This window comes from Inhella proteolytica, from assembly GCF_016093275.1.
GTDB classification, from domain to species: domain Bacteria; phylum Pseudomonadota; class Gammaproteobacteria; order Burkholderiales; family Burkholderiaceae_C; genus Inhella; species Inhella proteolytica.
The window spans coordinates 43,935-61,528 of the sequence record NZ_JAEDAK010000014.1; the positions used below are offsets into that span (position 1 = coordinate 43,935).

Below are 17,594 nucleotides of genomic sequence, written 5' to 3' on the forward strand. Positions count from 1 at the left end.
TTCTGGAAGCCCGAATGCTCACTCACATGCTGGTGCTGCTGCCCGGCCTCGTGGCCACAGGCTACCTGCTGGGCCGCCGTGTGGCAGGTTCACACGGGTCGCGGGTCCTGGCCGTCTGCGATGCCCATGGCCTGCTCACTCTGACCGTGGCGACGGCGCTGGCGGCGTTCTGGATGGTGCCCGCCGCGCTGGACTGGGCAGCTTTGACGTCATTAGGCAGCGCAGCACGCCACCTGAGCTTGCTGAGCCTGGGCGCCGTGTTGGCATGGCGGCTGCACCGCATGGCCATTGAGACCCTGCTGTTTCTGGCGGGGAACACCGCTTGGATGCTCATCACGGCAGGAATGCTGATTGCCAGCTCCGAAAGCCGCCTCTGCGTGAGCTACCTGTGGGAAGAGCAGGCCCTGGCCGGTTGGAGCCTCGCAGTGGGCGGGGTTGCCCTTGGCGCCTTGGCCATTCTGAGGGCTCTGGATCAACCCATGCAGGCGGGCAAGGCCGCCCGCGCTGCCGGGCATCGCTGAAGGTCAGGGCCGAAGAGCCAGTTCCGCGATCTGAGCCGCGCCGTCCACCCGACCCACGCCTCGGGCCAGCACCTTCTGACGAAACTCGGCCGGACTGGAGGACGCGAGGATGCCTCGCACCGCGCTGCCGAAGTCCCCGGGCGCCCAGTCCGCCCGACCTGTGGAGCCCAGGCCCAGGACCTGCAGGCGATCAGCGTTATCAAACTGATCATGGGCCGTGGGCACGAGCAACTGGGGCGTGCCAGCGCGCAGCGCCTCTGCCAAGGTTCCGACACCCCCGTGGTGCACCACCACTTGAACCCGAGGGAACAGTGCTTCGAACGGCGCGTTCTGCATCCACAGGAGATCGGCTGAGCTGTCTTGAGGCCGGGCATGAGGACCCACGGCGACCACCCGGATACCGCTCTCACGCAAGCCTTTGACGCATCGAGGCATCCATCCTTCGCGCGCCTGCACCGCGGTTCCAGCCGTGACCAAGGCGACGGGTCTGGGATCGGATCGGTTCAGGAAGGTTTGCAGCGGCTCAGGCAGCGCAGCCGGTTTGGCCGTCCGAAGCGGGAAGTCTGCGTGCTCGCCACAATTCGGCCAGTCGGATGCCGGCGGCCCGAACCACTCAGGAAACGCATAGACGACACGCCGAGGCGAGTGAATCCACTGCGAGAACACATGACGGACTGGCGCCAGGCCCAGTTCGGCACGCACCGGATTGATAAAGGGCATCAAGGTTGGATCCAGCGCGAAACGCTCGGCGGCTGCTGCAAGGGTCCTTTTGAGCCAGACGGGCCATTGCTTGGGTATCGAGCTGGCGGGCCAGCGCGGCGGCGCCACACCGGAGAACACGACCGAGGGCGAAAGATGCACGGTGGTGTTGGCGTAGCCGTCACGTTCTTCGGCCAATCGGGCCGCCAGGGCAAATGACGAGCTGATCAACAGGGTTCCCGAAATCGGCCAGCCTTCGCGCAAGCGCTCGTAGCCCGACCGCGCAGCTGCGCTGTAGTAGCGCCACGAGGCCGCGGTGCCCTTGCGTGGATCCCAGACCTCGTCGCCGTCGAAAACCTCAGCAAAGATGTCCTCGGCGCCGATGCTTTGGTAAGCAATCCCCAATCGCTCGGCCGCCCCTCGGTAGCGCTTGGGACCGAGCACCGTCGCGTCCAGACCCCGCTCCACCAAGGCGCGGGCCACTTCGACAAACGGGAAGACGTCGCCCCCGGACCCCACAGCCAACAAGGCCACTCTCTTCACAGCTGACAAAACAGACCTCCTTTGTGTGCACAGCGAGCGAGTTGGCACCGACACGGATGGGCAGTGCGCAGTGATCTAAGCGTGCCAACGAAGCCGGCACCATGCGACCCCCACCGTCACTCGATGTCCCTTGCGGGAAATTGCAAGTCTTAATAATATATTGTTCGTACATTTTTAGACAAGCATCCAGGTCATCCTCGGAGTAGCTGGCCATGAAACGTCACCCTCTCCTCATCCCCCTTGCCCGCGAACACCACGCTTCGCTTGTTTTCGCCCATTGGTGTCAGACCACCGACGCAGCTATCAGCGGCCCAACACAGACTGACGCACACAAGCGCTTGCGGGACTTTCGCGCCCACTTCGAAGCGCACGCTGCGACTGAGGAGCGCAACCTCACGAATTGGGCGATGGCTCCCGAACTGCAGCCTGCCTGGAAGCGTATGCAGGCTGACCACCGAGCCATTCGAAGGGCGCTGGAAGACCCGCTCGGCGCCATCGAACTGCAAGCACTGGGCGAACTCGTTGAAGCGCACACCCGCTGGGAAGACCTCGTGTTCTCTCCGGCACTTGAAAGCAGCCTGAAAGCCAGCACCAGTGCGCCCCTTAAGGCGCTTACCCCCCTATCTGCCCAAGATCACAGCGATGAACATCCCCACGCCGCATCAAGCGCTTGACCTCACTGCCCTTCCCACCGGTGTCCCGCATTTCAGTGCCGTCTTTGATGCGTACCGTCAGATGCGCGTGGGCAGTACCTTGGAAGTGCAAAGCTCAAGTGAACTGAACTCGCTGCATCGCCACCTCACGGGTGTGCTCGATGAGGACTTTCTCTGGACTCCGCTCCCAGCCGAGGCTGGCACCTTGCGCGCTCAAATCACCAAACTGGAGGCATTTCATGTCTGCTGCGGCGCCTGTGGTTGACCCCAGATTGCCGGAAGCCGATGGCGTGAACCCCCTGCTGTTGGGCCGCCACCGAGCGCTCGTGTGGATGTCCGCACGTGCCGTTACCGCCAGCGCAGCGCCTCCTGTTGGCGGCGAGAGTCAAACGCTTCTGGGCGACATCGAGTTGCTCCTGCTCGAACTGCGGCTCCAGATGAATGCCGAAGAGCCCATCTGGCAGGTCGACACCGACCTGCCCGCTGAGCTGCAACATGCAGCGCTTCGACATGCCGCGGAGCGACTGCAGTCTGATGTGGATCGTCTGCGGAGCACCCAACCCACGGCCATCGAACTGGCCTGGCGCGCGCTTCACGAAAAGGTCTTCAACTTGGCGCAGCTGATCAGGGCGCACGTCGAGAGCGAGCAGGCCGCCATGAATGGCACATCGACACCCAGCCAACGCAATAGCACCCGCTGGATCGACGCACCGCTGTCCATCGACCTGGCTCGCAGCTCGCTGCTTACCGGGGGCCGGGCCTTGATACTGATGAGCCAGTGCTGCACGGCGCGCGAGCTCAGCTTATTGCTGCGAACCCTTCAATGCCACGGCCAAGCCGATGAGTTTCGAACCGCCTGGTCCATCGTGGAACAGCACACATCGCAGGAAAACTGGCGGCGCATCGCACCCAGCATGTGGGCCTTCCAGGACACCCTGCCCATGATCCACTCACAGGACTGAATTCGATCAGCGGGCCGGGGCTGAGCTGGCCGACCGAAAGCAGGCAGCGGCCTGTCCACGGCTCTCAGCGACCCGGCGATGTGCTCCGATTCACCGCGCGGGACCTGGTAGACGATGCCCTTCAACTCAAGCAAGGCAAAACCAACAAGAAGCTACGGATCCTTCTGTCCGACTCACAAACCGGACGGCGGACGGAACAAGGCCAATTGGTCGACCGATTGCGCGCCCAACCTGTGCGCAGCATTTGGCTGCTCAATTCGTCCGCTGGCCAGCCGCTCAGCAAAGGCATGCTGCGCGTGCGCTTCATCGCCGCCCGTGCTGCCGCTGCCAAAGAGGCCGAAGCCACTGGCGATTTGGGCCTTGCCGCCCGCATCAACGAGCTCTGGTTCGCCGACGCTCGCCCCAAGGCCGCCAGCGAGATCGATGATCTTCGCGACGCGCAAAAGCTGCTGGGACACAGCAGCGAGCGGATCACGAAAATCGTCTATCGGCGACGCGGAGAGCGGGTCAAACCGACCCGATGAAATCTCGAAGTTGCGGAGATCAAGTTGCGGAGATTGCGGAGATTGCCGCCCCGGAAACGAAAAAGCCCGCACGAGGCGGGCTTTTAAGTCCTTGATTGAACAAGGCATCTGGCGGAGAGGGAGGGATTCGAACCCTCGGTACGGGGATACCGTACGCCTGATTTCGAGTCAGGTACATTCGACCACTCTGCCACCTCTCCTGAAAGCAGCTCCTGCGTGGTCTGGTGCAGGAAAGCCGCGCAGTATAGCAGCGGTTTTCAGGCCTTCAACTCGGTCGCACCGCCCATGTAGGGACGCAGCGCTTCCGGCACTTCGATCGAACCGTCGGCGCGCTGGTAGTTTTCCAGCACCGCCACCAGGGTGCGCCCCACTGCCAGGCCCGAACCGTTCAGGGTGTGCACCAGTTCGTTCTTGCCCTGGGCATTCTTGAAGCGGGTCTGCATGCGGCGCGCCTGGAAGGCCTCGCAGTTCGAGCAGGAGCTGATCTCGCGGTAGGTGTTCTGCGCCGGCAGCCAGACTTCCAGGTCATAGGTCTTGGCCGCGCCGAAGCCCATGTCGCCGGTACAGAGTTGCATCACACGGTAGGGCAGGCCCAGACGCTGCAGGATGGCCTCGGCATGGCCCACCATCTCCTGCAGCGCGGCCTCGCTGTGCTCGGGGTGCACGATCTGCACCATCTCGACCTTGTCGAACTGGTGCTGGCGGATCAGGCCGCGCGTGTCGCGACCGGCCGAACCGGCTTCGGAGCGGAAGCAGGGGCTGTGAGCGGTCAGCTTGATCGGCAGTTCTTCGGCCTTCAGCACCTGCTCGCGCACGCTGTTGGTGAGCGAGATTTCCGAGGTCGATATCAGGTACTGCTCCTGCGCCTCTTCGTCGCCACCGCGCAGCACCCAGAACATGTCCTCCTTGAACTTGGGCAACTGGCCGGTGCCCTCCAGCACCTCGCGGTTGACGATGTAAGGCGTGTAGCACTCGGTGTAGCCATGCTCCTGGGTCTGCACGTCCAGCATGAAGGCGGCGAGCGCCCGGTGCAGGCGCGCAACCTGGCCGCGCAGGAAGGTGAAGCGGGCGCCGCTGAGGCGGGTGCCGGTCTCGAAGTCCAGGCCCAGGGGCTCGCCGAGGTCGGCGTGGTCCTTGGGGGTGAAGTCGAAGGCGCGCGGGCTGCCCCAGCGGCGCACTTCCACATTGCTCGTCTCATCGCTGCCCACCGCCACATCTTGCTGCGGCAGGTTCGGCAGTTGCATCAGCAGCGCGTTCATCTGGTGCTGCAGCGCGTCCAGGCGCTCGGCGGATTGCTTCAGCTCGTCGCCAATGCCGCCCACCTCGGCCATCAGGGCCGATGCGTCTTCGCCTTTGCCCTTGGCCATGCCGATGGCCTTGGACAAGCTGTTGCGGCGCGCCTGCAGTTCTTCAGTGCGGGTCTGCAGATGCTTGCGCTCGGTCTCAAGCGACTGGAACAACGCCACGTCCAGATAGGGCTGCGGGTTCTTGCGGGTTTCGAGGCGGGCCACGACGGCATCGAGGTCGCGGCGCAGCAGGGTGATGTCGAGCATCGGATTTCCTTGGAGAAAAGTTCAGCGGCCGGCCCATGGACCAGCAGGGGCGTCAACGCGGCGCCGGGGTCAAGATCGCTCGGCGGCGACCTCGGCCATGGATTTGTCGCCCAGGCCCATCGGCAGGGGGAAGCGGGTGTGTTCGGTCACGCCATCGAGCTTGCGCACGCTGGTGGCGCCGAGGGCGCGCAGGCGCTCGATCACGCCCTGTACCAGCACCTCCGGAGCCGAGGCACCGGCCGTCAGGCCCACCTGGCTGCGGCCTTCGAACCAGGCTGGGTCCAGGTCTTCGGCACCGTCCACCATGTAGGCGGGTGTGCCCAGGCGCTCGGCCAGCTCGCGCAGGCGGTTGCTGTTGGAACTGGTGGGGCTGCCCACCACCACCACCACCTCCACCTGGGGTGCCAGCAGCTTCACGGCATCCTGGCGGTTCTGCGTGGCATAGCAGATGTCCTGCTGCTTGGGTTCGCGCACCTGCGGGAAGCGCTCGCGCACGGCCTGCAGGATCTCGGCGGCGTCGTCCACGCTCAGCGTGGTCTGGGTCACCACCGCCAGCTTGTCCTGCTGGCGCAGGTGCACCCGGGCCACATCGGACACGTCCTCGACGAGGTGAATGCCTTCGCTGAGCTGGCCCATCGTGCCCTCGACCTCGGGGTGACCCTTGTGGCCGATCATGATGAACTCATAGCCTTCGCGCGCCAGCTTGGCCACTTCCACATGAACCTTGGTGACCAGCGGGCAGGTGGCATCAAAGATCTGGAAGCCGCGCGCCTCGGCCTCGCGGCGCACCGCCTGGCTCACGCCATGGGCCGAGAACACCAGCGTGGCGCCGGGTGGCACCTCGGCCAGGTTCTCGATGAAGATCGCGCCCTTGGCCTTGAGGTCGTTCACCACATAGGTGTTGTGCACGATCTCGTGGCGCACGTAGATGGGCGCGCCGAACTTCAGCAGCGCGCGCTCGACGATCTCGATGGCGCGGTCCACGCCTGCGCAGAAGCCGCGCGGCTCGGCCAGCAGGATCTCACCGGCCATCACAGCACCCCGATGACTTGCACCTCGAAGCTCAGCGCAACGCCGGCCAGCGGGTGGTTGAAGTCGAACAGCAGGTGGTCGTCATGCAGCGCGGCCACGGTGCCGGCGAATTGCGCGCCGCCCTGCGGTGCAGGGAACTGCACCACGTCGCCGATCTGGTAGTCCTGGTCCGGGTCACCCTGCTCGGCCAGCAGGCGGCGGCTCACGGGCTGCATCAGCTCGGCCTTGCGCGGACCGAAACCTTCGTCGGCCGCCAGCTGAAAGTGTTCATGCGCGCCTTCGGGCAGGCCGATCAGGCGCGCCTCCAGACCGGGGGCCAACTCGCCCTGGCCGAGAGTCAAGGTGGCGGGCTGCTGCGCGAAGGTGTCAACCAGGATCTGGCCATCCGGGCCCTTCAGGCGGTAATGCAGGGTCAGGAAGGCCCCGGGCGTGACGGTGGCGACGGTGGCAGCAGACATGGTGGGGCAGGCGAACAGCGCCGGCAGGCAGGTAGCAGAACCAGGGATTTTAGGGAGGGCGGCCCCCGCCCCCAGGAGTGCCCTTCCTAGAATGCCGCCCCATGTCCCTGGCCGCCCTGCCCCCGAGCTGCCGCCCGCGCGAAAAGCTCCTTGAGCGCGGGCCTGCCGCCCTCAGTGATGCCGAGCTGCTGGCCTTGCTGCTGCGCACCGGCGTGGCCGGGCAATCGGTGCTGAGCCTCTCTGATGCCTTGCTGCAGCGTTTTGGCGGCCTGGCGGGCCTGCTGCGTGCCGAACCGGCCGAGCTGGCCCGCATCAAGGGCCTGGGGCCCGCCAAGCGCGCCGAGTTGCTGGCCGTGCTGGAGCTGGCGCGCCGGGTGTTGCAGCAGCCGCTGGAACAGCGCCCGGTGCTGAGCGACGCCGATACCGTGGAACAGCTGCTGCGCCTGCGTCTGGCCCCGCTGCCCTATGAGGTGTTCGCGGTGCTGTTCCTGGACAGCCAGCTGCGGCTGATTGCGCTGGAGGAGTTGTTTCGCGGCACGCTGAACCACACCGCGGTCTACCCGCGCGAGCTGGCCCAGCGCGCGCTGCAGCTGGGCGCGGCCGCCGTGATCCTGGCGCACAACCACCCCAGCGGGCTGTCCGAGCCCTCGCAGACCGATCGCGAGCTGACGCTCCGCCTGAGCCAGGCGCTGAGCCTGTTTGACATCCGCGTGCTGGACCACCTGGTGGTGGGGCACCAGGCCTGCGTGTCCTTCGCCGCGCGGGGCTGGCTGTGAAGGTCTCTGGCCTGCAAGGCCTGGGTGAGCTGCGGCGCACGCTGCGCACGCAGCGCGAGCGCGCCGAACAGCAGGCGCGCGAAGAAGCCGAACACCAGGCCCAGCTGGACCGCGAACGACGCCTGTTTGCCCTGGCGGTGGGGCCGGTGACGCCGCTGCGGCCGCATCGCCGCTTCGTGCCGCGCGCCATGCCCCTGCCGCCCGAGCCGCGCCAGCGCGAGGCCGATGAGGCGGAGGTGCTGCGTCAGGCCTTGTCGGACGGCTTTGACGTGGACACCCTGCTGGAGACGGATGAAGAGCTCTCCTACCGCCGCGCCGGCATTCCGGCTTCCGCGCTGAACCGCCTGCGCCGCGGCCACTGGAGCCTGCAGGCCCAGCTAGACCTGCACGGGCTGCGCCGCGACGAGGCACGCTTGGCAGTGGCCGAGTTCCTGCACCTTTGCCAGGTGCGCGGGCAGCGCTGTGTGCGCATCGTGCACGGCAAGGGCCATGGCTCACCGGGGCGCGAAGGCATCTTGCGCGTCAAGGTGCGGCGCTGGCTGGTGCAGCACGATGCCGTGCTGGCCTTCGTGCAGGCGCGCTCCGACGAAGGCGGCGCCGGCGCGCTGGTGGTGCTGCTGGCCGGAACCTGAGACGGCGCTCAGGCACCCGCGCGGTTGCGCATCCAGTCTGCGGTGTTGTGGAAGGACTGCTGCAGGCGCTCGCGCAGAGCAGCCGGTACGCCCTCCTCGTCCATGGCTTGGGCCATGCAGGCCAGCCAGTCGTCGCGTTCGCGGATGCCGATCGGAAACGGCAGATGGCGCGCCCTTAGGCGCGGGTGACCGAAGCGGTCTTCGTAATGGCTGGGGCCACCCAGCCAGCCACACAGGAACCAGAACAGCTTGTCGCGCGAGCCTTCCAGGGTAGTGGGGTGCAGGGCGCGCAGGGCAGCGAAGCGGGGCTCCAGATCCATCAGGTCGTAGAAGCGGTCGACCAAGTGGCGGACGGCGGGTTCGCCGCCGAGGGTTTCGAAGGGGGTCGTCATGGGATGGTTTGTCTATGAGGCGGCCCTAAAGCATCCATCGACTGCCAGCGCCTGCCAGCCTGCGCCCGCGTGACAGGCGCAGTCCTTTGACGGGCGTCGGCCAGCCCTCAGGGCTGTCCTCGGTCCCGTCTCAGCCAATCAGCCGATTGGCAAGGGCGCGCAGGCCCTGGGCCGCATCGGTGCCCGGGCTTTGCTCCAGCAGCAGCTGGCGCTTCAGCACTGCCTGGCGCACCGCCGGGTCAGACCGCACCTCACCCATCAGCTCCAGGCGGAAGCTGTTGCCGCTGGTGTCCACGAAGCGCGCCAGCACGGTTTGCAATTGCGTGCAGATGACGCGTCCCTCACCCGCGCGGCTGGCCTGGTTCAGCACCAGCCCGACCTGGCGGCGCTGCTGCTGCGTGGCGAGCACCTTGATGGTGGCGTAGGCATCGGTCAGCGACGTCGGCTCGGGCGTGGCCACGACCAGCACATCGGTGGCGAGCGACACGGCATACAGCACCACGTCGGAGATGCCGGCGCCGGTGTCGATCAGCACCCAGTCGTAGCGCGGCTTGACCAGATCAACGATGCGCAGCAGCTTGTCGCGCACCTCGGGCGTGAGGCGCGAGTACTCGACCATGCCCGAACCCGCCAGCAACACCGAAAACCCACCCGGCGCCGGCAGGATGGCCTGCTCCAGCGTGCACTTTTCGGTGAAGACGTCGTGCAGGGTGAGCTTGGGGTGCAGGTTCAGCACCACGTCCAGATTCGCCAGACCGAGGTCGGCGTCCAGCACCAGCACCCGCTGGCCGCGCGCCGCCAAGGCGTAGGCCAGGTTGGCGGTCACGAATGTCTTGCCCACGCCCCCTTTGCCGCTGGTGATGGCGACAGTCTTGGCGCCATTGCTCATGGGGTCTCCTCGGGCGTCACGGCAAACAACATGCTCTTTTCATCGGCACTGACCACGGATTCGACCTGCGGCTCCAGGCAGGCGCGGTTACGCCCCTCGGCCTTGGCCCGGTAGAGCTGGCGGTCGGCACGCTCCATCCACAGCAGCGGCGATGAGCGCACCCACTGCGGCGCAAAGGCCCCACCCAGGCTGACAGTGACCTGCAGCTTCTGGCCGGGGGATATGGTGATCTCGGTGGCAGCCACGTTCGCCCGGATGCGCTCGGCCACGGTCGGGCCGAAGCTCACCGAGCAGTTGGGCAGCACCACCGCAAACTCCTCGCCGCCCACACGGGCCACGGTGTCCATCGGCCGCACGGCCTGGGCGATGGCATCGGCCACGGCCTTGATCACGAGATCCCCCGCGGCATGCCCGTGGGTGTCGTTGACCTTCTTGAAGTGATCGATGTCCAACACCAGCAGCAAGGCCGCCTCGCCCGAGCGCGCCACGCGATCGATCTCGCGCGTGAGCTGCATCTCGAAATTGCGCCGGTTCGACAGGCCAGTGAGCGGGTCGCGATTGGACAGATCGGCCAGCGCGTCGATGATGCCTTGCAGCCACGCGACGCTGTATGGCTCGGCATCCGGCAGCAAGGCCCCGGCCTGATCTAGGAGCTGCAACGCCCGATCAAGATCGAGCTGGCGCAAGGCTGGCAGGGGTCCAGGGTCGGAAACGGTCATCTGGGCGGGTTGCGGGGGCCGGATCGGCTCAAACCAGTCTAGCAGCGCCTACTCGGGGGGCAAGGCGGCCATACAGTGCTGCTCCCCCGTGACGATACTAGGGTGTCGCCCCTGGCGGGACTCCCACAATCAAGCCGTATCCGCAGAAGAACCCTCAATGGCCGCCTACGACAACCCGCGTGCAGAAGCCGGTGAACAGGAGTTCAGTTTCAGTCGCGCAGACTTCGATCGCGTGCGGCGCATGATCTATAGCCATGCCGGCATCAGTCTGCATGACGGCAAGCATGCGATGGTCTACAGCCGGCTCTCCAGGCGGCTGCGCGAAACCGGGCAGTCCTCGTTCAGCACCTATCTGGACGCACTGGAGCGCAGCAGCGGGCCGGGCGCCGAGCAGGAGTGGCAGGAGTTCGTCAACTGCCTGACGACCAACCTCACCAGCTTCTTCCGCGAGGAGCACCACTTCCACGCGCTGGCACAGGAAGCCAAGGCCTATGTCGGCAAACCCCTGCGCATCTGGTGCTGCGCCGCCTCCACCGGCGAGGAGCCCTACTCCATCGCCATGACCTGCCACGAGGCGCTGGGCAACCTGAACCAGGTTCAGCTCATCTGCTCGGACATCGACACCAATGTGCTGGCCACCGCGCGCCGCGGCGTCTACAGCGCCGATTCCCGCGGGCTCTCCCCGGAGCGGCTGCGCCAATATTTCATGCGCGGCACGGGTGCCAATTCCGGCCGCATCCGCTTCAAGCCCGAGTTGGCCCGCAACATCGACTTCCGCGTGGTCAACTTGATGCATACGCAATGGCAGCTCGGCGAACCCTTTCACATGGTGTTCTGCCGCAACGTGATGATCTATTTCGACGCCCCCACGCAGCGCAAGGTGCTGGAGCGCATCCACCGGGTCATGCAACCGCATGGCCTCCTGTTTGTCGGCCACTCGGAGAACTTCACCGAGTCCAAGGACTTGTTCCGCCTGCGCGGCAAGACCATTTACGAACGCGTGTAGGTCCGACATGAGCAGCCTGTCCAGCGCTTCGATCGCCTCATCCAGCCTGGCATCGGCTGGCGCACACCCCGGCATCAACTGGGTCAGCAAGCTCAAGAGCCAGCCACGCAAGAACGGTGAGGCGTCGTTCTTCTTCTTCGATTCGCACTTCAAGAACGCAGCGGTCAAGGTGTTGCCGGGCGAGTACTTCGTCGAAGCCGAAGACCTGCTGATCATGACCACGCTGGGCTCCTGCATCGCGGCCTGCCTGTGGGACCGCACCGCCATGGTCGGCGGCATGAACCATTTCATGCTGCCCGAAGGCAATGGCGAGTCGGGCCGCTACGGCACCTATGCGATGGAACTGCTGATCAACGAAATGATGAAGCGCGGCGCCAGCAAGGGCCGCATGGAGGCGAAAGTCTTTGGCGGTGGCGCCGTGATCTCCGGCATGAACAGCCTCAACGTGGGCGAGCGCAACACCAACTTCGTGCTCGACTTCCTGAAGACCGAGCGCATCCCGGTGGTGTCCAAGGACGTGATGGACATCTACCCGCGCAAGGTCTGCTTCCTGCCCAAGAGCGGCAAGGCGATGGTGAAGCGCTTGGCCGCCGCCAACGAAGCCCTGCTACAGCAAGACCAGGTCGCCGTGCAGCGCGTGCAGCCGGTGGCCAGCGGCGGTGGCTCCATCGATCTCTTCTGATTCACAACACTATGGCCAAGACACGTGTGGTGGTGGTGGACGACTCGGCGCTGGTCCGTTCCATCCTCACCGAAATCATCAACAAGCAGCCCGACATGGAATGCATCGGCGCCGCCAGCGACCCGCTGGTGGCGCGCGAAATGATCCGCAACCTCAACCCGGACGTCATCACGCTGGATGTGGAAATGCCGCGCATGGACGGCATCGACTTCCTCTCGCGCCTGATGCGTTTGCGCCCGATGCCGGTCGTGATGGTCTCGACGCTGACCGAGCGCGGCGCCGAAGTCACGCTGAAGGCGCTGGAACTGGGGGCGGTGGACTTCGTCGCCAAGCCCAAGATCGGCGTGGCCGACGGCATCCGCCAACTGGCAGCCGACATCACCGAAAAGATCCGCATTGCCGCGCGCGCCCATATCCGCCGCGCACCGCCCGCACCGGCCGCCGGTGCGCCGGCGGCGGCAGCGGCGCCCACCCAGGTCGCCAGCGTCGGCCGGCTCTCCACGGAGAAGATCGTTTTCATCGGCGCCTCCACCGGGGGCACCGAGGCCACCAAGGATGTGCTGATCAACCTGCCCGCCGACTGCCCGGCCGTCTGCATCACCCAGCACATGCCGCCCGGCTTCACCGCCAGCTATGCGCAGCGCCTCGACGGGCTGTGCCGCATCCGCGTCAAGGAAGCCAGTGACGGCGAGCGCATCCTGCCCGGCCATGGCTACATCGCCCCGGGGGGCAAGCACTTCAGCGTGGAGCGCTCAGGCGCGAACTACATCGCCCGCGTGCAGGATGGCGAACCGGTGAACCGGCACAAGCCCTCGGTCGAGGTGCTGTTCAATTCCGCCGCCCGGGTGGTGGGGCCGAATGCGCTGGGCATCATGCTCACGGGCATGGGGGCCGATGGCGCCCGTGCCATGCGCGCCATGAAGGATGCCGGCGCCTACAACCTGGTGCAGGATGAAGCCAGTTGCGTGGTATTCGGCATGCCGCGTGAGGCCATCGCCGCGGGTGCGGCCGACGAGGTGCTGCCGTTGGGCCAGATCGCCCCCCGGTTGATCGAGCGCCTGCGCAGCACCGCCGGCATGTCCATGAACCGCGTCTGAGGCGCAGCCTCAGGCCAGGAACAGGGCCTGCAGGTCGCTGAGGAAATCAAAACCCTTGGCACTGGCCTGCAGCCGCCCAGGCTCGTCCACCAGCAACCCGCGGGCCACCCCCTGCTCCAGGCCCTTCCGCAAGGCCGACAGCGGCAGCCCCGTGCGCTCCGTGAACAAGGTCAAGGGCACCCCCTCGCGCAGGCGCAGAGCATTCAGCACGAACTCGAACGGCAGGTCGGCCCGCGCGACCTCGTGCTCGTTCGACACCGCCTGACCACGCAGGGCCTGCTCCTGGTAGGTCCGCGGCTCGCGCCAGCGCACCTGGCGCAGCACCCGGTGCGGGTAGGACAGCTTGCTGTGCGCCCCCGCGCCGATGCCCAGGTAGTCGCCAAAGGACCAGTAGTTCTGGTTGTGAACGCAGCGGTGGCCGGCCTGGGCATAGGCCGACACCTCATAGCGCTCATACCCCTGCGCCGCACTGCGCTCGGTGATGCGATCCAGCATCTCGCTGGCCAGATCGGCGTCTGGCAAGGTGGGTGGCTGCACCGCAAAGCGGGTGTTGGGCTCGATCGTGAGGTGGTAGATGGAAAGATGCGGTGGCGCAAACCGCAGCACCTCATCCAACTCGCGGTCCAAGTCCTGCAGGCTCTGCGCGGGCAGCGCGTACATGAGGTCGAGATTGAAGGTCTCGAAGCAGGCCTTGGCTTCGGCCAGCGCTTCGCGGGCCTGCGCTCCGTTGTGTACACGCCCGAGACTCTGCAGGTGCCGGTCATCAAAGCTTTGCACGCCGATGGACAGCCGCGTCACGCCAGCCTCCCGGTAGCCGCGAAAGCGGTCGCGCTCAAAGGTGCCCGGGTTCGCCTCCAAGGTGATTTCGGCCCCCGGCTCCAGCGGCACGCGAGCGCGCAAGTCGGAGAGCAGTCGCGCAACCTGCTCCGGCGTGAACAGGCTGGGTGTCCCGCCGCCGATGAAGGCCGAAATCACTGGCCGCCCCCACACCAGCGGCAAGGCCGCTTCCAAGTCGGCGCACAGAGCATCCAGATAGCCCTCCGCGGCAGAGTCGGACAGGCCCTGCGCGGCCTCGTGCGAGTTGAAGTCGCAATACGGGCATTTGCGCAGGCACCAGGGCAGATGCACATACAGCGAGAGCGGCGGCAGGCTGCTCAGCTGCAAGGTGCCCGGCCGCATCAATTGCGCCAGGCGTTCGGGGCTGGCGTTCAGCGCCATCCCCAGGCCTCGGCCAGCTGGGCACGCAATTGCGCCATGGCCTGCGCGCGATGACTGAGGGTGTTCTTCTCCGAAGCGCTCATCTGGGCCACCGACCGGGACTGGCCGCGCGGCGCGACCAGCGGGTCGTAGCCAAACCCACCCTCACCCCGCGGGGCCGCCAACACCTCCAGAAGCCAGCGCCCTTGCGCGATCAGGGGCTGCGGGTCGTCCGCATGGCGCAGCGCGACCAGCACGCACGCAAAGTGCGCACGGCGATCCGCTTGACCCTGCAGAGTGGCGAGCAGCAGGGCATTGTTCGCCGCATCGCTGCGCTCGCCCCCCGCCAGCGCGGCATAGCGGGCCGACTGCACGCCGGGCCGGCCTTGCAGGGCGTCGACGCACAGGCCCGAGTCGTCGGCAAGCGCCGGGCGGCCGGTGATGCGAGCCGCGTGCCGCGCCTTGGCCAGCGCGTTCTCCACAAAGGTGCCATGCGGCTCCTCCGCCTCGCCCACACCCAGTTCACCCTGGCAGCGCACCTGGATGCCGGGCAGCAAGGCCTGCAGTTCGGCCAGCTTCTTGGCGTTGTTCGACGCCAGCACCAACTCCGGCATGGTCTCAGACATCAGACAAACCCAGGCTCAGGCGCTGCGCCCGATGCAGCTGCGCAATGCCCGCCTGCGCCAGATCCAGCAATTGGTTGAGCTCGGCCCGCGAGAAGGCGGCGCCTTCGGCCGTGCCTTGCACTTCGATCATGCCGCCCTGCCCCGTCATCACCACGTTCATGTCCGTGTCGCAGGCAGAGTCTTCTGTATAGGCCAGGTCCAGCAGGGGCACCCCATCGACGATGCCCACGGAGATCGCCGCCACCGCATCGCGCAGCGGCCAGGCCTGGATCAGGCCCTGCTCGCGCAGCCAGCTGCACGCGTCATGGGCTGCCACGTAGGCGCCGGTGATGGCAGCCGTGCGGGTGCCGCCGTCAGCCTGCAGCACGTCGCAGTCGAGCTGGATCGTGCGCTCGCCCAGCGCCCCCAGATCGAACACGGCGCGCATGGCGCGTCCGATCAGGCGCTGGATTTCCTGGGTGCGCCCGCTCTGCTTGCCCTTGGCCGCTTCGCGATCGGACCGGGTATGGGTGGCGCGCGGCAACATGCCGTACTCGGCGGTCACCCAACCCGCACCACTGCCGCGGCGGAAGGGCGGCACGCGCTCTTCGACCGAGGCGGTGCACAGCACCTGGGTGTCGCCAAAGGCCACCAGCACCGAACCCTCGGCATGGCGCGTGTAATGCCGCTCCAGCCGCAGCGGGCGCAGCTCATCGGCGCGCCGGCCGTCGGCGCGCATTCCCTTGATGGGTTCCATCTCAGACTTTCTTCTTGGTGCGACGGATGGTCGCGTTGATCTCGTCGACCTGGCGGTCGATCTCCGCATCGGTCATTTCCGAGCGGCGCTCCAGCTGCTCGAGCAAGGAGCTTTGAATGGTGGTGGCGAAGGCCGACTCACCGAGGTTGCGGGTGGACAGGCGCTCGGTCTCCGCCACCTCGGCCGGGTCCTCACCCTCCCACTCCACCGCGAGCACGGTGACGTTGTCCGACTTGGCGCCGCCCTGGCGCAGCGCAGCCTCGACCAGATCCGGCACCGCATCGTGCAACTCGCGCGCACTGATCTGCTCGACGATGCTGTGATCGGTTACCTGGCTCCACAGGCCGTCCGAGCACAGCAGCAAGCGGTCCCCCACGGTGAGTGGCAAAGGCCCCTGGATATCGATCATCGGCCTGCCTGGACTGCCCAGGCAGGTGAACAGCACATTGCGATTGACGCGGTCGGCCTGGCGCCCCAGGGCTTCCTGCAGTTCGATGTAGGAATGGTCGCGGGTTCGCGCCACCAGCTCGCCGGACCGCACCCAGTACAGGCGGGAGTCGCCGCAATGGGCCCAGAAGGCCTGTCCGCCCTGGGTGATGCAGGCCACGATGGTGGTGCGCGGCGTGTCGTCCAGCTTGCGTTCGGCCGCGTAGTTCAGCAGTTGCTGGTGAGCCGCCAGCACCCCTTCACGCAGGAACACCATCGGGTCGGCAATGCGAGGCTTGGCGGAGGCCTGAAACAGGGATGCCAGGGTCTGCAACGCAATCTGCGCGGCCATCTCCCCTTCTGGGTGGCCGCCCATGCCATCAGCCAGAGCAAACAGCGCCGAATCCCGCGTGTAGCAATAGCCCATGCGGTCTTCGTTCTTTTCCCGCCCACCCTTGCGGCTGACCTGGAAAACTCCAAACTTCACGCCTTGGCCCCTGTCTTGAGGTTCTCCAGCTGCATCTTCAACCGTTCACTGAAACTGAGTTTGGTATATCGGCGCTCGGTTTCACGCGCCAACTCCTTCTGCAAGGCAAAGACCGACTGCGGCCGCGCCAAGGGATCCATGGCCATGCACCATTCGGTCACTTCCAGCAGGTTGTCTGAATAGACATTGCGCAGGCGCGACAGGCTGAGGCTGAGGCGGTCCTTCTCCTGGCGCTGCGGCGCATCATTGGGCGGATAGCCCTGCATGCAGGCATAGATGCAGGCGCCGATGGCGTAGATGTCCGTCCAGGGGCCCAGCGAGCCATCGCGCCGGTACATCTCCGGGGCCGCAAAGCCGGGCGTGTACATCGGCCGGATGAAGTTGCCTTCCTTGCTCAGCACCTCGCGCGCGGCACCGAAATCCAGCAATACCGCCCGGTTGTCATTGGTGATGAAAATATTGGCCGGCTTGATGTCCAAGTGCAGCATCTTGTGCTGATGGACGATGCGCAAGCCCTTCAGGATTTCATCGAACAAGGATCGAATCGTGGATTCGCGAAATACCTTGTCACGCTTCAAATCTCGCGCCGTGACGATGAAATCCTGCAGGGTATCGCCCTGCAGGTAATTCATCACCATATAAACCGTCTCGTTTTCGCGCAGAAAATTCAGCACCGAGACGACGCTCGTGTGCGAGATCTGCGCCAGCGAGCGCCCTTCTTCAAAGAAGCTGCGCAGGCCCAAGCGATACAGCGGCAGCTTGTCGGGCTTGATCCGTGGGACCAGTTCGCCAGGGCTGCGCTCGGCCAGCGAAGACGGCAGGTATTCCTTGATCGCCACCAAATGGTGGTCAGGATCCTCGGCCAGATACACCACGCCGAAGCCACCAGCTGCGAGTTTCTTGATGATCTGGTAGCCGCCCACCACGGTGCCGGCAGGAAGGGGCGCCGGTTTCGGCTTTGACATAATCGCGAATCGCCTTTTT

The 17,594-nt window shown here is 66.0% G+C and carries 22 protein-coding genes and 1 tRNA gene; 10 read left to right on the forward strand and 13 right to left on the reverse strand.

Annotated features, from left to right (window positions below; translation table 11 throughout):
• Positions 1-26: 26 nt before the first annotated feature.
• Positions 27-521: a hypothetical protein gene (locus I7X39_RS17560; protein ID WP_198112472.1), complete on the forward strand. Its 495-nt coding sequence runs from the start codon at positions 27-29 to the stop codon at positions 519-521.
• Positions 522-524: 3 nt separating this feature from the next.
• Here I7X39_RS17560 and I7X39_RS17565 read toward each other — a convergent pair whose 3' ends face one another.
• Positions 525-1,748 carry a nucleotide disphospho-sugar-binding domain-containing protein gene (locus I7X39_RS17565; protein WP_198112473.1) on the reverse strand — a complete coding sequence of 408 codons (1,224 nt, stop codon included), beginning with the start codon at positions 1,746-1,748 and terminating at the stop codon, positions 525-527.
• 227 nt (positions 1,749-1,975) lie between these two features.
• Here I7X39_RS17565 and I7X39_RS17570 point away from each other — a divergent pair, with 227 nt between their 5' ends.
• The 4 genes from I7X39_RS17570 (at position 1,976) to I7X39_RS17585 (ending at position 3,902) form a co-directional block, all read left to right on the forward strand.
• Entirely contained in the window at positions 1,976-2,437 is a 462-nt protein-coding gene (locus I7X39_RS17570) for a hypothetical protein (RefSeq protein ID WP_198112474.1), read from the forward strand.
• Positions 2,406-2,681: a hypothetical protein gene (locus I7X39_RS17575; RefSeq protein WP_198112475.1), complete on the forward strand. Its 276-nt coding sequence runs from the start codon at positions 2,406-2,408 to the stop codon at positions 2,679-2,681. The genes I7X39_RS17570 and I7X39_RS17575 overlap by 32 nt, the downstream gene beginning before the upstream one ends.
• Positions 2,682-2,706: 25 nt before the next feature.
• Positions 2,707-3,378 carry a hypothetical protein gene (locus tag I7X39_RS17580; protein ID WP_198112476.1) on the forward strand — a complete coding sequence of 224 codons (672 nt, stop codon included), beginning with the start codon at positions 2,707-2,709 and terminating at the stop codon, positions 3,376-3,378.
• 80 nt (positions 3,379-3,458) lie between these two features.
• A complete protein-coding gene (locus tag I7X39_RS17585; RefSeq protein ID WP_198112477.1) occupies positions 3,459-3,902 on the forward strand; it encodes a site-specific integrase in 444 nt (147 codons plus the stop codon).
• A gap of 109 nt (positions 3,903-4,011) precedes the next feature.
• Here the strand turns inward: I7X39_RS17585 and I7X39_RS17590 are convergent.
• From I7X39_RS17590 to I7X39_RS17605, 4 genes are all read right to left on the reverse strand, one after another.
• Positions 4,012-4,102 (reverse strand) — tRNA-Ser (locus I7X39_RS17590).
• A 57-nt stretch (positions 4,103-4,159) separates the two neighbouring features.
• Entirely contained in the window at positions 4,160-5,455 is a 1,296-nt protein-coding gene (gene serS, locus I7X39_RS17595) for a serine--tRNA ligase (protein ID WP_198112478.1), read from the reverse strand.
• A gap of 69 nt (positions 5,456-5,524) precedes the next feature.
• The gene (gene ispH / locus I7X39_RS17600; protein ID WP_198112479.1) at positions 5,525-6,487 is read right to left on the reverse strand and encodes a 4-hydroxy-3-methylbut-2-enyl diphosphate reductase; all 963 of its coding nucleotides are present in this window, start codon (positions 6,485-6,487) and stop codon (positions 5,525-5,527) included.
• Positions 6,487-6,945, reverse strand: coding sequence for an FKBP-type peptidyl-prolyl cis-trans isomerase (locus tag I7X39_RS17605; protein ID WP_198112480.1), 459 nt, complete (start codon positions 6,943-6,945; stop codon positions 6,487-6,489). The genes ispH and I7X39_RS17605 overlap by 1 nt, the downstream gene beginning before the upstream one ends.
• 101 nt (positions 6,946-7,046) lie before the next feature.
• Between I7X39_RS17605 and radC the strand changes: the two genes are divergently transcribed.
• Positions 7,047-7,721 (forward strand): RadC family protein, encoded by a 675-nt coding sequence (gene radC, locus I7X39_RS17610; protein WP_198112481.1) that lies wholly within the window; start codon positions 7,047-7,049, stop codon positions 7,719-7,721.
• The gene (locus tag I7X39_RS17615) at positions 7,718-8,353 is read left to right on the forward strand and encodes a Smr/MutS family protein (protein ID WP_198112482.1); all 636 of its coding nucleotides are present in this window, start codon (positions 7,718-7,720) and stop codon (positions 8,351-8,353) included. The genes radC and I7X39_RS17615 overlap by 4 nt, the downstream gene beginning before the upstream one ends.
• Before the next feature lie 8 nt (positions 8,354-8,361).
• Here I7X39_RS17615 and I7X39_RS17620 read toward each other — a convergent pair whose 3' ends face one another.
• From I7X39_RS17620 to I7X39_RS17630, 3 genes are all read right to left on the reverse strand, one after another.
• The gene (locus I7X39_RS17620; RefSeq protein WP_198112483.1) at positions 8,362-8,745 is read right to left on the reverse strand and encodes a group II truncated hemoglobin; all 384 of its coding nucleotides are present in this window, start codon (positions 8,743-8,745) and stop codon (positions 8,362-8,364) included.
• A gap of 130 nt (positions 8,746-8,875) precedes the next feature.
• Complete coding sequence (locus I7X39_RS17625) at positions 8,876-9,634, reverse strand: MinD/ParA family protein (protein ID WP_198112484.1); 759 nt, start codon at positions 9,632-9,634, stop codon at positions 8,876-8,878.
• Positions 9,631-10,353, reverse strand: a complete 723-nt coding sequence (locus I7X39_RS17630; protein ID WP_198112485.1) for a GGDEF domain-containing protein — start codon at positions 10,351-10,353, stop codon at positions 9,631-9,633. Before I7X39_RS17630 ends, I7X39_RS17625 begins: the two co-directional genes overlap by 4 nt.
• A 157-nt stretch (positions 10,354-10,510) precedes the next feature.
• On the opposite strand from I7X39_RS17630, the gene I7X39_RS17635 reads away from it, so the two are divergent.
• The 3 genes from I7X39_RS17635 to I7X39_RS17645 are packed head-to-tail and all read left to right on the forward strand — an operon-like array spanning position 10,511 to position 13,138.
• Entirely contained in the window at positions 10,511-11,359 is an 849-nt protein-coding gene (locus tag I7X39_RS17635) for a CheR family methyltransferase (protein ID WP_198112486.1), read from the forward strand.
• A 7-nt stretch (positions 11,360-11,366) separates the two neighbouring features.
• The gene (gene cheD / locus I7X39_RS17640) at positions 11,367-12,041 is read left to right on the forward strand and encodes a chemoreceptor glutamine deamidase CheD (RefSeq protein WP_198112487.1); all 675 of its coding nucleotides are present in this window, start codon (positions 11,367-11,369) and stop codon (positions 12,039-12,041) included.
• 11 nt (positions 12,042-12,052) lie between these two features.
• A complete protein-coding gene (locus I7X39_RS17645) occupies positions 12,053-13,138 on the forward strand; it encodes a protein-glutamate methylesterase/protein-glutamine glutaminase (protein WP_198112488.1) in 1,086 nt (361 codons plus the stop codon).
• Positions 13,139-13,147: 9 nt separating this feature from the next.
• Here I7X39_RS17645 and hemW read toward each other — a convergent pair whose 3' ends face one another.
• From hemW to I7X39_RS17670, 5 genes are read right to left on the reverse strand one after another with little or no spacing between them, the layout of a single operon-like run.
• A complete protein-coding gene (gene hemW, locus I7X39_RS17650) occupies positions 13,148-14,356 on the reverse strand; it encodes a radical SAM family heme chaperone HemW (RefSeq protein WP_198112489.1) in 1,209 nt (402 codons plus the stop codon).
• Positions 14,347-14,949, reverse strand: coding sequence for an RdgB/HAM1 family non-canonical purine NTP pyrophosphatase (gene rdgB / locus I7X39_RS17655; protein ID WP_198112545.1), 603 nt, complete (start codon positions 14,947-14,949; stop codon positions 14,347-14,349). Before rdgB ends, hemW begins: the two co-directional genes overlap by 10 nt.
• A 4-nt stretch (positions 14,950-14,953) precedes the next feature.
• Positions 14,954-15,679, reverse strand: a complete 726-nt coding sequence (rph, locus tag I7X39_RS17660) for a ribonuclease PH (protein WP_198112544.1) — start codon at positions 15,677-15,679, stop codon at positions 14,954-14,956.
• 19 nt (positions 15,680-15,698) lie between these two features.
• A complete protein-coding gene (locus tag I7X39_RS17665) occupies positions 15,699-16,610 on the reverse strand; it encodes a PP2C family protein-serine/threonine phosphatase (RefSeq protein ID WP_198112490.1) in 912 nt (303 codons plus the stop codon).
• Positions 16,607-17,575 carry a serine/threonine protein kinase gene (locus I7X39_RS17670; RefSeq protein ID WP_198112491.1) on the reverse strand — a complete coding sequence of 323 codons (969 nt, stop codon included), beginning with the start codon at positions 17,573-17,575 and terminating at the stop codon, positions 16,607-16,609. Before I7X39_RS17670 ends, I7X39_RS17665 begins: the two co-directional genes overlap by 4 nt.
• Positions 17,576-17,594 lie beyond the last annotated feature (19 nt).

What these genes read in the sequence shown, in the direction of transcription:
- I7X39_RS17635 (WP_198112486.1), top strand. Translation starts at nt 10,511, where the DNA reads ATGGCCGCCTACGACAACCCGCGTGCAGAAGCCGGTGAACAGGAGTTC.
- hemW (WP_198112489.1), bottom strand. Translation starts at nt 14,356, where the DNA reads ATGGCGCTGAACGCCAGCCCCGAACGCCTGGCGCAATTGATGCGGCCG.
- ispH (WP_198112479.1), bottom strand. Translation starts at nt 6,487, where the DNA reads ATGGCCGGTGAGATCCTGCTGGCCGAGCCGCGCGGCTTCTGCGCAGGC.
- I7X39_RS17670 (WP_198112491.1), bottom strand. Translation starts at nt 17,575, where the DNA reads ATGTCAAAGCCGAAACCGGCGCCCCTTCCTGCCGGCACCGTGGTGGGC.
- cheD (WP_198112487.1), top strand. Translation starts at nt 11,367, where the DNA reads ATGAGCAGCCTGTCCAGCGCTTCGATCGCCTCATCCAGCCTGGCATCG.
- radC (WP_198112481.1), top strand. Translation starts at nt 7,047, where the DNA reads ATGTCCCTGGCCGCCCTGCCCCCGAGCTGCCGCCCGCGCGAAAAGCTC.
- rph (WP_198112544.1), bottom strand. Translation starts at nt 15,679, where the DNA reads ATGCGCGCCGACGGCCGGCGCGCCGATGAGCTGCGCCCGCTGCGGCTG.
- serS (WP_198112478.1), bottom strand. Translation starts at nt 5,455, where the DNA reads ATGCTCGACATCACCCTGCTGCGCCGCGACCTCGATGCCGTCGTGGCC.
- I7X39_RS17575 (WP_198112475.1), top strand. Translation starts at nt 2,406, where the DNA reads ATGAACATCCCCACGCCGCATCAAGCGCTTGACCTCACTGCCCTTCCC.
- I7X39_RS17625 (WP_198112484.1), bottom strand. Translation starts at nt 9,634, where the DNA reads ATGAGCAATGGCGCCAAGACTGTCGCCATCACCAGCGGCAAAGGGGGC.
- I7X39_RS17560 (WP_198112472.1), top strand. Translation starts at nt 27, where the DNA reads ATGCTGGTGCTGCTGCCCGGCCTCGTGGCCACAGGCTACCTGCTGGGC.
- I7X39_RS17570 (WP_198112474.1), top strand. Translation starts at nt 1,976, where the DNA reads ATGAAACGTCACCCTCTCCTCATCCCCCTTGCCCGCGAACACCACGCT.
- I7X39_RS17620 (WP_198112483.1), bottom strand. Translation starts at nt 8,745, where the DNA reads ATGACGACCCCCTTCGAAACCCTCGGCGGCGAACCCGCCGTCCGCCAC.
- I7X39_RS17645 (WP_198112488.1), top strand. Translation starts at nt 12,053, where the DNA reads ATGGCCAAGACACGTGTGGTGGTGGTGGACGACTCGGCGCTGGTCCGT.
- rdgB (WP_198112545.1), bottom strand. Translation starts at nt 14,949, where the DNA reads ATGCCGGAGTTGGTGCTGGCGTCGAACAACGCCAAGAAGCTGGCCGAA.
- I7X39_RS17630 (WP_198112485.1), bottom strand. Translation starts at nt 10,353, where the DNA reads ATGACCGTTTCCGACCCTGGACCCCTGCCAGCCTTGCGCCAGCTCGAT.
- I7X39_RS17605 (WP_198112480.1), bottom strand. Translation starts at nt 6,945, where the DNA reads ATGTCTGCTGCCACCGTCGCCACCGTCACGCCCGGGGCCTTCCTGACC.